General features: G+C 39.8%; 14 protein-coding genes. 6 read left to right on the forward strand and 8 right to left on the reverse strand.

The features are described from left to right. Nucleotides 1–101: 101 nt before the first annotated feature. The gene (locus tag METTI_RS14880; protein ID WP_052324289.1) at nucleotides 102–2,153 is read right to left on the reverse strand and encodes an ATP-binding protein; all 2,052 of its coding nucleotides are present in this window, start codon (nucleotides 2,151–2,153) and stop codon (nucleotides 102–104) included. Nucleotides 2,154–2,389: 236 nt separating this feature from the next. Here METTI_RS14880 and METTI_RS00810 point away from each other — a divergent pair, with 236 nt between their 5' ends. The 5 genes from METTI_RS00810 to METTI_RS00830 all read left to right on the forward strand — a co-directional run bounded on the left by METTI_RS00810 (nucleotide 2,390) and on the right by METTI_RS00830 (nucleotide 9,036). Then, nucleotides 2,390–2,812: a hypothetical protein gene (locus METTI_RS00810; RefSeq protein ID WP_023843904.1), complete on the forward strand. Its 423-nt coding sequence runs from the start codon at nucleotides 2,390–2,392 to the stop codon at nucleotides 2,810–2,812. A gap of 68 nt (nucleotides 2,813–2,880) precedes the next feature. After that, nucleotides 2,881–3,189 carry a B12-binding domain-containing protein gene (locus METTI_RS00815; protein WP_023843905.1) on the forward strand — a complete coding sequence of 103 codons (309 nt, stop codon included), beginning with the start codon at nucleotides 2,881–2,883 and terminating at the stop codon, nucleotides 3,187–3,189. 272 nt (nucleotides 3,190–3,461) lie between these two features. Further along, entirely contained in the window at nucleotides 3,462–4,685 is a 1,224-nt protein-coding gene (locus METTI_RS15985; RefSeq protein ID WP_023843906.1) for a choice-of-anchor L domain-containing protein, read from the forward strand. A 311-nt stretch (nucleotides 4,686–4,996) separates the two neighbouring features. Further along, the gene (gene acnA / locus METTI_RS00825) at nucleotides 4,997–7,777 is read left to right on the forward strand and encodes an aconitate hydratase AcnA (protein ID WP_023843907.1); all 2,781 of its coding nucleotides are present in this window, start codon (nucleotides 4,997–4,999) and stop codon (nucleotides 7,775–7,777) included. 161 nt (nucleotides 7,778–7,938) lie between these two features. After that, on the forward strand, nucleotides 7,939–9,036 hold the full coding sequence (locus METTI_RS00830) for a citrate/2-methylcitrate synthase (protein ID WP_023843908.1): 1,098 nt from the start codon (nucleotides 7,939–7,941) through the stop codon (nucleotides 9,034–9,036). Here METTI_RS00830 and METTI_RS00835 read toward each other — a convergent pair. Beyond that, nucleotides 9,011–9,481, reverse strand: coding sequence for an SRPBCC domain-containing protein (locus METTI_RS00835; protein WP_023843909.1), 471 nt, complete (start codon nucleotides 9,479–9,481; stop codon nucleotides 9,011–9,013). The genes METTI_RS00830 and METTI_RS00835 overlap by 26 nt on opposite strands. A gap of 341 nt (nucleotides 9,482–9,822) precedes the next feature. Between METTI_RS00835 and METTI_RS00840 the strand changes: the two genes are divergently transcribed. Beyond that, nucleotides 9,823–10,029: a hypothetical protein gene (locus METTI_RS00840; RefSeq protein WP_023843910.1), complete on the forward strand. Its 207-nt coding sequence runs from the start codon at nucleotides 9,823–9,825 to the stop codon at nucleotides 10,027–10,029. Between the two features lie 41 nt (nucleotides 10,030–10,070). Here the strand turns inward: METTI_RS00840 and METTI_RS00845 are convergent, their stop codons facing one another. The 6 genes from METTI_RS00845 to hcp all read right to left on the reverse strand — a co-directional run bounded on the left by METTI_RS00845 (nucleotide 10,071) and on the right by hcp (nucleotide 15,006). Next, on the reverse strand, nucleotides 10,071–10,475 hold the full coding sequence (locus tag METTI_RS00845) for a molybdopterin dinucleotide binding domain-containing protein (protein WP_023843911.1): 405 nt from the start codon (nucleotides 10,473–10,475) through the stop codon (nucleotides 10,071–10,073). Then, nucleotides 10,475–11,725 carry a formylmethanofuran dehydrogenase subunit B gene (locus METTI_RS00850; RefSeq protein WP_023843912.1) on the reverse strand — a complete coding sequence of 417 codons (1,251 nt, stop codon included), beginning with the start codon at nucleotides 11,723–11,725 and terminating at the stop codon, nucleotides 10,475–10,477. Before METTI_RS00850 ends, METTI_RS00845 begins: the two co-directional genes overlap by 1 nt. Before the next feature lie 36 nt (nucleotides 11,726–11,761). Continuing rightward, nucleotides 11,762–12,223: a (Fe-S)-binding protein gene (locus tag METTI_RS00855; protein WP_023843913.1), complete on the reverse strand. Its 462-nt coding sequence runs from the start codon at nucleotides 12,221–12,223 to the stop codon at nucleotides 11,762–11,764. An 89-nt stretch (nucleotides 12,224–12,312) separates the two neighbouring features. Beyond that, on the reverse strand, nucleotides 12,313–12,591 hold the full coding sequence (locus METTI_RS00860; RefSeq protein ID WP_023843914.1) for a ferredoxin-thioredoxin reductase catalytic domain-containing protein: 279 nt from the start codon (nucleotides 12,589–12,591) through the stop codon (nucleotides 12,313–12,315). A gap of 312 nt (nucleotides 12,592–12,903) precedes the next feature. After that, entirely contained in the window at nucleotides 12,904–13,242 is a 339-nt protein-coding gene (locus tag METTI_RS00865; protein ID WP_023843915.1) for a cupin domain-containing protein, read from the reverse strand. A 78-nt stretch (nucleotides 13,243–13,320) separates the two neighbouring features. After that, complete coding sequence (hcp, locus tag METTI_RS00870; protein ID WP_023843916.1) at nucleotides 13,321–15,006, reverse strand: hydroxylamine reductase; 1,686 nt, start codon at nucleotides 15,004–15,006, stop codon at nucleotides 13,321–13,323. Between the last annotated feature and the right edge of the window lie 86 nt (nucleotides 15,007–15,092).

The raw sequence follows: 15,092 nt of genomic DNA on the forward strand, positions 1-15,092 counted from the left end.
TTTCATAAACTTGACTTGTTTTATTGAATTTACTTTTTCAGATAACAGGAAGATATTTTATGCCTTCAATCCCGATTTAAACGTGTTCACCCAATCATTTCTTAATCAGGAACCGGAAGAATCACATGCACGGTTGTTCCGACATTCTCGGTGCTTTCAAGCCAGATGTCTCCACCATGGCTTGTAATTATCTTCTTGCTGATGAAAAGGCCTATTCCTGCTCCACCATATTTTCTGGTAGGAGAACCATCTACCTGGTAAAAATCATCAAATACAGATTCCAGTTTTTCATGTGGAATACCAATGCCCGTATCTTCCACTGATACGTGAATCCTGTCACTTAGAAGTGAAGCAGAAAGAATGATATTTCCACCGGAACCTGTAAACTTGATGGCATTATTAAGCAGGTTCCAGAATACTTTAACCAGATATTCCTCATCACCTTTTATTGCAGGAAGTGATGGGTCTGCATTAAGTGACAGATTTATTCCTTTAGATTCTGCATCGTGAGAGAAATTGCTGACAATTTCAGAAAGTAATTTACTAAGATCCAGATATACCAATTTGCATTTCAGACCTTCTTTGCGGGAACTGGCAACATAAAGTAAAGAATCAATTAGCTTTTCAAGATCCTGTGAACTTTGGATAATTGTACTAAGAGCATTTTTCTGCTCGGTGTTAAGTTCACCCATATTCCCATTATGCATCAATTCTGCAAATCCTTTTATGGAATTCATAGGAGTTCGCAATTCATGACTTACATTTGATATGAATTCATTTTTAAGCATGTCAAGCGATTTTAATTCATCATTTTTTATTGAAAGTTCTTCAGCAAAGTTTTTAAGAGTGGTTTCCGTCTCTTTTCTTTCAGTAATATCCTTACCAGCAGCAAGCATTCCTGTGATATCACCAAACTCATCTTTAATAGCAGATGCATGCCACATAACTAACCTCACTTTCCCATTTTTAGTAAGAGTTGCAGATTCGCAATACTGGCTATCATCATTTTTGTTACCTAGCATTGCATCGCAGACTTGCTTCATATGCTTGCGATCATTTTTTGGAATGAGTATTTCCAGCCAATTAGCACCTATTATCTCAGATCTGGTGTAACCTAAAAGTTCCTCCACCTTTTTGTTCACAAGAGAGATGTTCCCATCAATATCAAGTATTAAAAACATCACACCGGAATCATCCAGGTATTTCTGTGTTAGCTCTTTTTCCATCCTGAGCTCGCTTGTCTGTAAAGCTACGGATGTTTCAAGATCCCGTTGTCTGCTGAAAACAAAGTAGAGCATAATTGAGATTAAAATAACCGGAAGAATAGTTATAAGTTTAAAAAGAGCTACCTGTTTGGCAACAGATGCTTCCCAGCCACCTTCAGGTATTCTGGCAAGTTCCCATTCTTTGTTATACAGTGAAATAGTCTGGGTAACAGGGTCCTGTTCAAAAACATCAGGATTGCCAATTATGGTTTGATTGTCAGTTCTCATGGCAATATCGGAATTGTTGAAATTTATGCCTGTCTCTTCAAAAATGTAAGGCATATCTATGACCATTGTCACCAGGGCGAAGAAATCACCATCTGTGTATATGGCTTTCCTGGCCACCAGCCCAAATCCTCCCTGCCGCAATTCATATGGCCCACTTAGAATCAAATCTCCTGTTGATATAGTTAAATTGACATCTTTTCTCACATTTTCCCGGCTGTCGTTGATAAGGTCATGACCTAACATAGATCCGGCTTCAGATTCAGGATAGATATAAGTCTGAATTCCTCCGGGTGCAACCGCAAAATTACGAATTCCACCTGATACGAAATAAAAACCTTCAATATAAGTAGTGAAATGTTTTTCTAAACTGTCGCAACTGTTGTGCACTTGTGTAAAAGATGCAAGGCCTTCCAGCAGGGAAATTCTTTTATTAACACTTATTGAAAGAGAATCAGCCTGCAAGATTAATGTTTTAGTCTCTTCAGCTCTTATTTCTGAATAAAGATCCTGCTCATACCAGTGACAAAACTGAGCCCATACTATAAGCAGGATGATAAATATGCCAATAGTTACAGCAATGTTCATGGAATGAATTGAAGATGTTTTGTCTTTTCCAGTGTTTTTTCCATTCCCATGGCTAAGACTATCATTTTTCCCCATGTTACCCATTTAAAGTGAGTATGTAAACTTTATAAACTTATGGGTCTTTGAAGAACATTATTGTACAATACATCATAGATTATTTTATATTAAGTAACAATATTCTGAAATATAGCCAAGATCAAAATAAACATAATCTTTAAATATTATAAAGACGGTAAAAGGATTCTGTTTACTGAATAACTACAAATAAGAGTTTAGTAAACAAGCAAAACACAAACAGGCAGATAGATAATATGACAGAAACTGTTACGAATTTGAACACTCTCCAAATCCCAGAGGGCTACAGTCTGAAGAAGATACAGTTCTACTTCTGGCTAGGAATGTTTTCAGCTGTATTCCTTAGGTTGATAATAATTGCAGATTATTACAACGGGATTTTGTCAAAAGCTCTATTCTACCTGGGAGTACTTGGATATCTGATATTTTTCGCACACAGATATCATGTTGCAACACGCAGGGTTGGAGTTTTGAGAAAACTTGAGTTGCTCAGTAAGATAGAGAATAGGACTTCTTTGAGTGAAGAGGACTACCGCGGACTACAATATATTATGTGGAGTTTGTCAGTTTCAAAGGAACGTATGAATTACCTGGTAATATTTGCTTTCTCTGTAATAGCAATTGTATTATCACTGGCACTTGACCTGAGTATTGTTTGAAGAACAAAAATAAAGAATCAGAAAAATGACCTAATTAAATGAAAAACACCAAAAAATAGGTGAGATATATGAACCCAACTAAGGAAGAGATCTTTGACAAGGCAAAGCATGCTGTAATGGATCTCGATGAAACAGCCGTCGAAAAGATAGCCCACGAAGCCCTAGATGCAGGAGTTAGTCCGGTAGAACTGATAGAATTTGGATTTGTGGAAGGCATGAAAGCCGTGGGAGACCTTTTTGAGGAAGGTAAGTCACAGCTTGCAGAAATATTTGAAGCATCGCACATTGTAGAGTCAGGTATCGATGTACTCAGACCTGCGATAATGGGTTCCAAAAATGATGTATGTCTTTTCGGCAACCTCGTTGTCGGAATGTAATTAATACTTACACCAATTGTTTTGTTCCTTACAAAACAATTCCTCCTTCTTTTTCTCCTCCATTTTTTAAATGCCTTGAATCAAGTATTTTTCTATGATTGAAATTATTCTATAGAAAATCATAGTCTAAATAGAAATATCAGATCTACTAAGACTAACTTTATACATCAAGTAAATTCTTTTACAAATATTATTCCTATACCCAATACAATTATTATCCGGATATAATCCGTAAAATGCAAAGCTATTGGGCATTAGTAGGGTGGTACAACATGAAAATAAATGTAGTAATTATAATAGTATTGTTGATGGCATTAATTACCAGTGCCGCAGCAACAGCTGAAAATCTAAGAGAAAATCCTGAAACCAAAGTAATGGTGATGTCACCATCTACAAGTTCAACCTCAACTTTCACAACAACCGATCTTGATACAATCTCCAAAGAACAGATTGTTTCTACTATACTTGGATCAGGTGTCACCGTAAAAGACATCAGAGTCACAGGTGCAAACACAGCCATAGGTACATTCAGTGATACTGAATCCGTACTTGGAATTGAACAGGGGATTATCCTGAGCACAGGAGATATTGCATATACATCGGGCCCAAATAATGCCGATGACACAACTAAAGCTCATGGACTGGCTGGAGACACTGATCTAGACGGACTTGTCCCTGAATACGAAACACACGATGCCACTATCCTTGAAATTGATTTTATTCCTGAAGGATCACAGCTTGAATTCAATTATGTATTCGGATCTGAAGAATATAATGAATACGTAGATACTAACTTTAATGACGTTTTTGGATTTTTCCTCAATGGACAGAACATTGCATTAATTCCCGGAACAAACGAACCAGTTGCAATCAACAATGTAAATCTCAATAAGAGTTCTGCCTACTATAAAGACAATGATTTTGGAGACCTGAACCCGATTCCATACAACACAGAACTTGATGGTTTCACTAGCGTACTAACAGCTACAGGACAGGTCACTCCCTCTGAAGTAAACACTATAAAAATTGCAATAGCCGATTCCGGAGACTTTTGGTATGATTCCGCTGTATTAATAGAAGCAAATAGTTTCAGTTCAGCAGATTTCTTCCTTACACCTGAATCCGCAACAAACAATGTTGGTGAAACACATGAAGTCACAGCAAAACTTGTGGAAAGCACACAAAATGGAGTATTTCCAATAGTAGGCGAAAATGTGAACTTTGAAATCATAAGCGGTCCTAATGCAGGAAAAGCAGGTTCTGATGTAACAGACCTGAAAGGACTTGCAACCTGGAGTTATACCAGTTCAACCCCAGGTACTGATACCATAAAAGCATTTGTTGACTCTACTACATATCCTTACATGGTATCAAACGAAATTACTAAAAAATGGGTTGGAGAGCAAAATAACGCAGAAGTTCCCGAATTCCCAACAATTGCACTTCCGGTGTTGGCAATTATAGGAATAGCATTGTTCTTCCAGCGCAGAAACTAATACACGGAATTATTTTAACAGAAGAACAATGATGTTCTTCTACTTTTTTATTTCAATTAAAATCACAATCTTACTTCAGTAAGATATCTTCAATAGTAGCATGCAGAAGGCAAAGTTATTTATTCCAATGCGGGTTCTTATATCCAAGTCAGATAGTCCTGCAAAAAGCATCATGAATGTTTACAGATGCTTAAAAATTACACGTGAAAAGGACTGTTCAAAAGTATAATACTAATGATCCCGGTATCAACCCCGGTTTTAACTTTGCAGATAACCGCTTAACTGAAATTGCATTTGAATAGGTGACATTTATGAAATGTGATAATCTTAAAGATTCTTTTGGATCTAAACAAACTATTACTATCGCTGATAAAGAGGTAACATTCTATAGCTTAAAAAAGCTTGAAGAGGCAGGTATTGCCAATATTTCCAAATTACCTTACTCAATCAGAGTACTGCTTGAAGATATCCTGAGAAACGTTGATGGAAAAGTTATCACAGAAGATGACGTCAAAAATCTTGCAAGCTGGAGCCCAGATGGTGTGCTTGCTGTAGATATACCATTCATTCCTTCAAGAGTTTTAATGCAGGACTTTACAGGCGTTCCTGCAGTCGTAGATATTGCAGCCATAAGATCAGCAATGGAAAGACTTGGAGGTGACCCTTCAGCAATTAATCCGGTCATTCCTGCAAATCTTGTTATCGATCACTCTATTCAGGTAGATTATTACGGCACATCATATGCACGTAACTGCAATGAGAAATATGAGTTCCACCGCAACAAGGAAAGATACGAGCTGCTCCACTGGGCACAGAATGCTTTTGATAACCTGAAGGTTGTTCCACCTGCAAGCGGTATTATCCACCAGGTCAACCTCGAGTACCTTGCATCCGTTGTTCACCTGAATGAAAAATGTGGTGAGCTCATTGCATACCCTGATACCCTTGTTGGAACAGATTCCCACACCACTATGATCAACGGACTTGGTGTACTTGGATGGGGAGTCGGCGGTATTGAGGCTGAAGCTGTTATGCTCGGACAGCCATATTACATGCCAATTCCTGAAGTTGTCGGATTCAAGCTCACTGGAGAACTCAGGGAAGGCGTTTCAGCAACTGACCTTGTACTTACAGTTGTACAGATGCTCAGGGAGCATGGTGTTGTCGGAAAGTTCGTGGAATTCTACGGACCTGGTTACAAGGCTATTGAGCTTACAGAGAGAGCCGTCCTTGCGAACATGGCTCCTGAATACGGTGCAACAATGGGATTCTGCCCTGTTGATGAAGTTACACTTGCATACATGACCATGACCGGCAGAACTGAAGAACAGGTTGAACTTGTCAGGCAGTATTGTAAAGAGCAGGGACTCTTCCTTGAAAATGACGCACCTGAACCTGAATTCACATCTACACTTGAACTTGATATAAGCACCGTGGAACCATCACTTGCAGGACCAAAGAGGCCACAGGACCGCATACCAATTCCTGAAATGTCAAGGGCATTCCACCAGACTATGAAGGAAGTGTTCGCTGCAAAGAGCGGAAAGGAAGCATGTGAAACCGATCCTGATTACGGACGCTGGCTTAACGAAGGCGGTTACAGTGTTTCCGAAATAACACATCCACATCACACTGGCATTACAAAAATCAAGTGTGCAGACGACGTTGTTTCTGTAACACATGGTTCTGTTGTAATTGCTTCTATCACATCATGTACTAACACATCCAGCCCTGCACTTATGATCGGAGCAGGACTTCTCGCGAAAAAGGCTGTTGAAAAGGGACTTAAGGTCAAACCATTTGTCAAGACAAGTCTTGCACCTGGTTCCCGTGTAGTTACCGACTACCTTGAAGAAGCAGGTCTTATGCCATATCTTGATGCACTGGGATTCCACCTTGTTGGCTACGGATGTCTCACATGTATAGGTAACAGCGGACCACTTAGAGAGGCTGTTTCAAACGAAATAGAAGACAAAGACCTTACCGTTGCAGCAGTTCTCAGTGGTAACAGGAACTTTGAAGGCAGGATAAACTCCCAGATAAAGGCAAACTACCTTGCATCCCCAATGCTTGTTGTAGCATATGCACTCGCAGGAACAGTTGATATTGACCTCATAAATGAGCCAATTGCCTGTGATCCAAACGGACAGCCTGTTTACCTGAAAGACATCTGGCCAGGTAAGGAAGAACTTAATGAGTGCATGCAGGGTGCAGTCACACCTGAGATGTTCAAAGAACAATACTCCAACGTGTATGAGGGTACAGAACTCTGGAGAGAACTTGATGCACCAAAAGGTCTGCTCTACGATTGGGATGCAGATTCCACCTACATACAGGAACCACCATTCTTCAAGGATTTCCCATTGGAAGTAGAGGCACTTGCAGATATTAAGAGCTCAAAGGCTCTGGCATATGTTGGAGACAGTATAACTACAGATCATATTTCACCTGCCGGTTCTATCCCAACATCATATCCTGCAGGCCAGTACCTAATTGCAAAAGGCGTGGATGAAAAGAACTTCAACTCATACGGTTCCAGGCGTGGTAACCACGAAGTAATGATGAGAGGAACTTTTGGAAACGTACGTCTTAAGAACAAACTTGTTGGAAAAGAAGGTTCATGGACAATGTACCTGCCAGAAAACAAGGAAATGCCAATCTATGATGCTGCAATGAAATATATAGAACAGAAGATTCCACTGATTGTTGTTGCAGGAAAGGAATACGGTACCGGAAGCTCACGTGACTGGGCAGCAAAGGGAACCCAGCTTCTTGGAATTAAAGCTGTTATAGCTGAATCATTTGAAAGGATACACCGCAGCAACCTTGTAGGTATGGGTGTACTACCGCTTCAATTCAAGGAAGGAGAATCAGCTGAGGCGCTTGGACTTACCGGAACAGAGACATACGACATAACCGGAATTGAAGAACTCAAACCATTCGGAGAACTTACCGTTGTAGCAAAGTCCGATGATGGTGAAGAGAAGAGTTTCATGGTTGATGTCCGTCTTAACTCAGAAATTGAAATTGAATACTACATGAATGGAGGAATTCTGCACAAATTCCTCAGAGACAGAGTAAAGGGTGAATGAGAATTCACTCCCCACCCTCGTTTTGATTTTCTTGCTTGATTTAATAAATAATTATTATAAATCATATTGAATTCAAGCAAACTTTAATATATGGACAATTGAAAGGTATTATTGAACATATTCTATCAAAACGTACATTTGATCCATCGGGGGATTTTTAAATGGAAGAGATGAAAAAAGGCCTAGAAGGCGTAGTAGCTTTGGATACCAAAATTTCCTATATAGATGGTATCCAGGGAATCCTGAAGTATAGGGGTATCAAAATAGAGGATCTGGCTGATCTCTCTTATGATGCTGTTTCCTATCTTCTCATCAATGGAAAGATTCCCGGTGAAGCAGAGTTGTCCGAATATTCCCGGATGCTTAAAGAGAATCGACGTATTAATGGAAAGCAGATCGAAGTGCTGAAAGAGTTTGAGTTTGGTACTGAAGCCCTGGATGGTCTTCGAACAGCCATATCCTGTACTGCACACTTTGATGAGGAAAATAATCATCATACACCTGATGCAAACAAAAATAAGTCAATAAGACTTGTTGCAAAATTTCCTACTATAGTTGCAGCCCTGCACAGGGCAAGTTTCGGTGAAAAACCAATTGAACCTATGGATAATTTATCCCACGGAGCTAATTTCCTGTATATGTTAAGCGGTAAAATTCCTACTGAACTTGAAGCTGAAGCAATGGAAAAAGATCTCATACTCAGTGCTGAGCATGAGCTGAATCCGTCTACATTTGCACTGAGAATAGCTGCTTCAACACTCTCTGATCTTTACTCAGCGGTTATCTGTGGTCTTTGTACACTAAAAGGACCTCTCCATGGCGGTGCCAGAAAAGGAGTTATGGACATGCTGGATGAGATCGGAAGCATCGAAAATGTAAGAGATTATACCCTGGGAAAACTTGAAAATAAAGAAAAGATCATGGGTTTTGGTCACCGTGTGTATAAAACACTTGATCCCAGAGCAAGAATATACAAGGATGTTGCCAGGGCACTTGCAGAGGAAAATGGCGACACATATTGGTTTGACATGGCAGAAGAAATAGAGCATATTCTTTACCATGAGTTCATAGAAATCAGAGGAAAGCCAATCTATCCGAATGTTGATTTCTATTCTGCAGTGGTGTACAAATATCTTGATATTCCCGCCGAACTTGCAACTTCCATCTTTGCAATGGGAAGGGTTTCAGGCTGGATAGCGCACTGTATGGAACAATATTCAGACAACAGAGTTATCAGGCCGAGGGCACACACTGTGTGAAGCCCTTCTTGTTTCTCTTTTCACATTCATTTTTCAGACTTGAATTCATTTTCTCAAAACCTGCACGGGTTTTCTCACCCAGCACATACAGTATCAGCGGAGCAAGTATACCTTTGAACCTTTCACACTGGATTAACCTTGTACGACCGTTTTCAAGTTCTTCAAGCCTGAAGGCATGTTCTCCGTCAAATATTCCTTTGACCCAGAGATTTCCTATCCACCTGAATTCATTAAATGGTTCTACTTTTGTAATAACCGGGGACATATCAATTCCTTTTGTCCCTGGCGGATGAAGATGAACTTCCAGCTTAGAACCGAGTTCAAGTTTTCCTTTTATTTTTGTGATAAAAGGATTCCATGTTTCAAAATTATGAAAATCTGTAAGGAGGTCCCAGACCTCATTGATAGGTGCTTCAATTACTATATCAGTACATATTTTATGCATTGTGAGGATAACCTCCGGAAAAAAGGGCAAAATAAGAAGAAAATGTTAGATTGTTCACACTAATTACCTGCATTACTTTTCAACCGTTTTAGAGCTAATCAAATATATATTTTTAGATGATATACAAACATAGGTCATAATTTACAATATCACCTACTAAATGAAAAGAAGCAAATAAGAAATTGATTCATAAACATATATTTGTCGCCTACTTTCGCTAATAGCCTACATGGTTTAAAAGCCTTGCTATATACATCGTGTAATTAGGAATCATGCCCTGCAATCTCAACTTTTTTATACAAATAAGCTATGTTATAATTAAAAACTATAAGGTGATTAACATGGGTGGATCAAAAACACACGGCGTTCCGGCGCTATTATCATTTTTTATTCCCGGCCTTGGGCAATTAATTAAAGGAGAAATATTCAAAGCAATAGGTATATGGGTTGCACTGGGAATCTCTTTCGTACTGCAATTTGTCCTTATTGGCTATGTCACAGGGCTTATTGTCTGGGTCTGGCAGATCTACGATGCCTACAATAATTAATGTCTTTTGCAAAAATCACAGAAAAATCAGGATTTCAGGAATCAGAGAATCTCACTGATTCCGGTAGCTTTTTCTCCCCTGGCACCCTGAACTGTGACTTCAAAATTCTTGAATTTTGGAACTCCGGTGCCACCTGTTTCATCAGGTACAAGAGAATTAGACCATGGACTGTTTACCATATAAGCAACCCCTGAATGTGACTCTTCATAATCTGATTTGACAGCTGTGACAACAACTTTTCCAGAGCTATTTTTAACAATCACAGTCTCACCATCTTTGATAGAAAGTTTAGCAATGTCTTTTGGATCCAGTTTAATGACAGCTGAAGACTTCTCATATTCTTCCCCAAAACGGGAAGTTTCCTGAGCAGTGTTCTGGAACACATCTCTGTACGTTATGACTTTCAGTTTAATTTCAGGTGCTGCAAGAAATTGTCCAAATCCCATTAAATTGCCTCCGTGATTTTCCTGAGAATCTCAGCATCCGGGAGATTTTCAGTATCAAGTATCTTTTTAAGCTTGACTTCAACTCCATCCATTCGAACAGCAGTTCCACCATATTCCACACCTCCAAAGGCACATGGTATGGTTACTTCCGCTTTAGATGAGGTCAGATTTCTACATGGATCAATAGTAATCAATGGAATATCAGCAAGATATCGTGAAACTGACAATGGAAGACTGGATAGAGGATCGGAACCTATGATAAGTGCAGCATCAACACTTTTTTCCCTGAGAGATTCCACAACTGAAAACTCCGGTCCGTGTTTTGCTTCACCGGTTTCTGAATTAAATTTGACACGGTTGATAAAACCTGTTTCTTCGTAAAGATTCTGGTTAAAACCTCTCATATTGTACTGGCCAACCATTGGCATGAGACTGAACTCTGAAACTTCATTGAGTTTGTCAATTAACCGGAACAATGGCTCCAGATCTTCCAGAGAATAAATTAGTCCGAGTCCGACACAAATTACACCGAATTTTGCCTTTTTCAGTACATTTGCAAGTTCAAGTATTCTCTTTGCATCAAATCCGAATGATGTTTTTGGAACCTTACTGGAGAGTGCACTTACAAGTGCATCCATAAACTCTTCATCTCCACCCATTGGTATCTGGTAAAAACGATTTGCACCACAGATAACTGCAGTTTCGGATTTCCTGACATCAACACAAATAGCTGTCCTGTCTTCTTCCCAGCCTCTCTGGCGTTCCTTGCCTCTTGGGAAATAAGAATATCTTGAAAGATGACGTGGGTGTGAGTTTGAAGGGTCAGCACCCCAGAATATGATTACATCAGCCTTGTGCCTGATATCATCAAGAGTGCATGTTCTGAGTTTTTCCTGCAGTATCGCCTCTATTACCGGCCCCTGGCAGAAAGATGAAGTATCATCCAGATATGCACCTGTCTTTTTTGCAAGACCGATGGACAGTTTCTGAGCTTCTGAACTTGAGTTACCATGACCAAAAATCAATGGGTTCTCTGCTTCACGGAGAATCTCAGCGGCCTTTGTAATTGCAGAATCAACATCAGTTTTTTCACCATCCACAGTACATTCCAGAGGATCGCTGCAACCTTTCATGCGGGCAACACCTTTACGGCATGCTGCATGAACTGTTTTTATTTTGCTGTTTTCAATTTCAACTTCTATGTCATCACAAAGAAGTGCACAGCCCGTACAAACATAATATTCACTCAAATCATCACCACACTGAAAAATAAGAAAAATAAGAGTTCATACGAACTCAATGGCCTTGGTTGGACATGTATCTATGCAGGCAACACAAAGAATCCTGTTCTCACCAAAGCGGCGGCATTCCTGAACATTGCGGGCTTTAACAACACCATCTTCAACTTTAAAGATTACTTTATCAGATGTTGGTGCTTTCCCACTGCCAGCTCCAAGTGGGTCATTGGCTACATTTACAGGACATGCAACAACACAGTTTCCACATCCTATACATTTATCCTCATGAACAATAAGGCCCGTATCAGTTACACCGCTAACAGGAGCTATCATCTCTGAAAGTTTGTCATAACCTGCTTTGTACTTAGCATCATTTACAAGAGGGGGACAATCATCCACACTGACCTTACGTGCCAGCAAATCCACAGCAAATGCCATACATGTACTTTTTCCACATTCCTTACAATTTGTTTTTGGAAGCAACTGGTATATTTCCATCACATTTGCCATGATCATCAACCTTCGTTTATGTTAATTTAAATAATCGATTCTGAGTCCTATGTTGTTTTATTTTGTTTTGTTAATTGTTTACAGGACAATCAGACTTTGAAGAACAAGGAACAGTGACAGTTTCCATCATTCTCTATCTCATCCTCATGGTAAACACATGGACAGATGATCTTACGATCTTCTTCGGTATCACCTGTTCTCAGTCTGCATGGACAGTACTGCTTCCCATGTTCATGTTTATTTTTAGAAAGACCTTCAATAACCATCATAAGCATTTCTTCGTCAGGATTGAGAATAAATCCCTTTTTCTTTGCGTATTTTGATGCCCATTCGTGGGTCTTTTCCATTATTGGTGCAAGGTCTGTCATAGATAATCTCCGATAGAATGAATTATAGTATGAATGGTATATTCAGGATATCATTATTTAACGCCTTCGACTAAATGGAACCTGCAGTTGCTTGAATTAAATTATATGATTAAACTAATTTTTTATAAATAAACATATAAATATAATGCAGATTGATTTTATTTTGCACAGTGGGGGAATTGAAATAAATCTAACTGTGCCTCCTGTAGTCTGGCAGGTTCTCCGATCAACACCTTCCATGAATCCTGTCAGGCTATCCAGATAACCTGCTGAAAAAAAAGAATACTGGAAAATCAAAAGGTGATTTCCAGTTTACATCATTTTTGTCTGTTCGGTCTGACGTGGCACCTTTACCACAAGGAAACGGAACAGACTGTCGCTTTCATTCATGAGCCTGTGAGGAATTTTAGCGGGACTATCCACCAGCATATCCTTAGTTATAGTCTCCTGCTCATCACCAATCTCTACTATGCCTTCACCTTCAAGCACATAGAAGAAAACATCAACCGGAGTAGAGTGCTTCTTTAGAGCTTCACCGGGCTTGAGCTGCATGTGCATAACCTGGGCATGTTCGGTGTCATAGAGCTTGTGTACGGTTACTCCATGAGGGTTATCTTTCTTTTCTGCATCTTTATAATTTGTAATTTTCATAATACACTTCCTTAAATATTAAATAAAAAGGAAATTAGAGATTTTAATATAATCATTCCTGAAACGGCTGTTAAAGATTTAAATGAGGGTTTTAAGATCCTCATCTACTGTGGTGTTTGGCATGATATTGAAGTTCTCAACAAGCACATTCAGTACATTTGGTGAGACAAATGCCGGGAGTTTGGGACCAAGCATTATGTTCTTGACACCAAGACTTAGCAGTGCAAGCAGGACAAGACATGCTTTCTGCTCATACCATGCAATATTGTACGCAACCGGCAGGTCGTTGATATCCTCAACACCAAAGGCTTCTGCAAGAGCCTGTGCAATGACTACTAGTGAGTAACTATCGTTACACTGACCTGCATCAATAACTCTTGGTATTCCGCCAATGTCTCCAAGTGCAAGCTTGTTGTAGCGATACTTTGCACATCCTGCTGTAAGAATAACAGTGTCATCAGGCAATGCTTCTGCAAAGTCTGTGTAGTAGCTTCTCTCTTTGTGTCTTCCGTCACATCCGGCCATCACAACAAACTTCTTGATCTGGCCGTCTTTTACAGCCTCAATTATCTTGTCGGCAACGGAAAGTGCTGATACATGAGCAAAACCACCCATGATAGTACCTTCCTCAAGTTGTTCAGGTGAGCTGCATGCCTTTGCCTGCTCAATGATTGTGGAGAAATCCTTTCCTCCATCCTCAGCGGCACTTATGTGTGCTACACCATCAAAGCCGACAATTCCGGTTGTGTAGATCCTGTTGAGGTAACTTTCCTTAGGAGGAACAATACAGTTTGTGGTCATAAGTATAGGACCATTGAACTTTTCAAACTCTTCCTTTTGTCTCCACCATGAACCACCGTAGTTGCCTACGAAATTATCATACTTCTTGAAAGCCGGATAGGAATTTGCAGGAAGCATTTCACCGTGAGTGTAGACATCAACACCTGTGTCCTTTGTCTGTTCAAGGAGTTGTTCAAGGTCTCTCAGGTCATGACCGCTGATAAGAATACCAGGTTTTTCTCCCACGCCAATGTTGACTGCGGTTGGCTCCGGGTTACCGTAGGTTGTAGTGTTTGCCTTGTCAAGCAGTGCAAGAGTTGTTACACCAACTGAACCACATTCGAGTACCAGCGGAACCAGTTCATCGACACCCATGTCATCATCCATTGTGGCAAGGAGTGCTTTTTCCATAAATGCCATTACATCATCATCCTTGTAGCCAAGGACGTTTGCATGGTGAGCGTAAGCTGCCATTCCTTTGAGACCATATATCAAAAGTTCCCTGAGGGAGCGGATGTCCTCGTTCTCAGTGGCAAGAATTCCGGTATTGATATTGGCCAGTGTTGCAGGTGTGACTTTTGCCATTACAGGCAAACCCTCACCGGCATTTGGAGCAGCACCAAGAAGTTTTTCCTTAATCCATCTAGGGAATGATGAGCCGGATTTTTCATTGATTACCTTTTCATCCATAAGCTTCTGCTTGATGCCATCCTTTATTTCAAATCCTTCTTTGATAAGTCTTTCAATATCTGTTTTACAGAAATTAGTGTTTGTAACTGTTGCAAACAATCCGTCAAGGATGAACTCATCGGTCTTTGCATCATTCAGATTGTTTGCCCTTGCCTTTGAATTGTAGAAGGCAATACTCTTCAACAGATAGATTAAATCATCCTGAAGGTCAGCAACTTCTCCTTTTTTTCCACATACACCGTTTTTTGTACAGCCGGTACCATTCATAGTTTCTTCACATTGATAGCAGAACATTTTATTCACCATGCTTCCTTTAATTGGTATCTTTTAGATACCAGTATATTGTGGATACTTGCATATAAGGAGGACAGTTTCCAGTT

Origin of the sequence: Methanolobus tindarius DSM 2278, from assembly GCF_000504205.1 — an archaeon.
Classification (GTDB): Archaea; Halobacteriota; Methanosarcinia; order Methanosarcinales; family Methanosarcinaceae; genus Methanolobus; species Methanolobus tindarius.

Coding starts and splice junctions, on each gene's coding strand:
- METTI_RS00840 (WP_023843910.1), top strand. CDS start 9,823: ATGGGTGGATCAAAAACACACGGCGTTCCGGCGCTATTATCATTTTTT.
- METTI_RS00835 (WP_023843909.1), bottom strand. CDS start 9,481: ATGCATAAAATATGTACTGATATAGTAATTGAAGCACCTATCAATGAG.
- METTI_RS00845 (WP_023843911.1), bottom strand. CDS start 10,475: ATGGGATTTGGACAATTTCTTGCAGCACCTGAAATTAAACTGAAAGTC.
- METTI_RS15985 (WP_023843906.1), top strand. CDS start 3,462: ATGAAAATAAATGTAGTAATTATAATAGTATTGTTGATGGCATTAATT.
- METTI_RS00830 (WP_023843908.1), top strand. CDS start 7,939: ATGGAAGAGATGAAAAAAGGCCTAGAAGGCGTAGTAGCTTTGGATACC.
- hcp (WP_023843916.1), bottom strand. CDS start 15,006: ATGTTCTGCTATCAATGTGAAGAAACTATGAATGGTACCGGCTGTACA.
- METTI_RS00810 (WP_023843904.1), top strand. CDS start 2,390: ATGACAGAAACTGTTACGAATTTGAACACTCTCCAAATCCCAGAGGGC.
- acnA (WP_023843907.1), top strand. CDS start 4,997: ATGAAATGTGATAATCTTAAAGATTCTTTTGGATCTAAACAAACTATT.
- METTI_RS00860 (WP_023843914.1), bottom strand. CDS start 12,591: ATGACAGACCTTGCACCAATAATGGAAAAGACCCACGAATGGGCATCA.
- METTI_RS00815 (WP_023843905.1), top strand. CDS start 2,881: ATGAACCCAACTAAGGAAGAGATCTTTGACAAGGCAAAGCATGCTGTA.
- METTI_RS00855 (WP_023843913.1), bottom strand. CDS start 12,223: ATGGCAAATGTGATGGAAATATACCAGTTGCTTCCAAAAACAAATTGT.
- METTI_RS00865 (WP_023843915.1), bottom strand. CDS start 13,242: ATGAAAATTACAAATTATAAAGATGCAGAAAAGAAAGATAACCCTCAT.
- METTI_RS14880 (WP_052324289.1), bottom strand. CDS start 2,153: ATGGGGAAAAATGATAGTCTTAGCCATGGGAATGGAAAAAACACTGGA.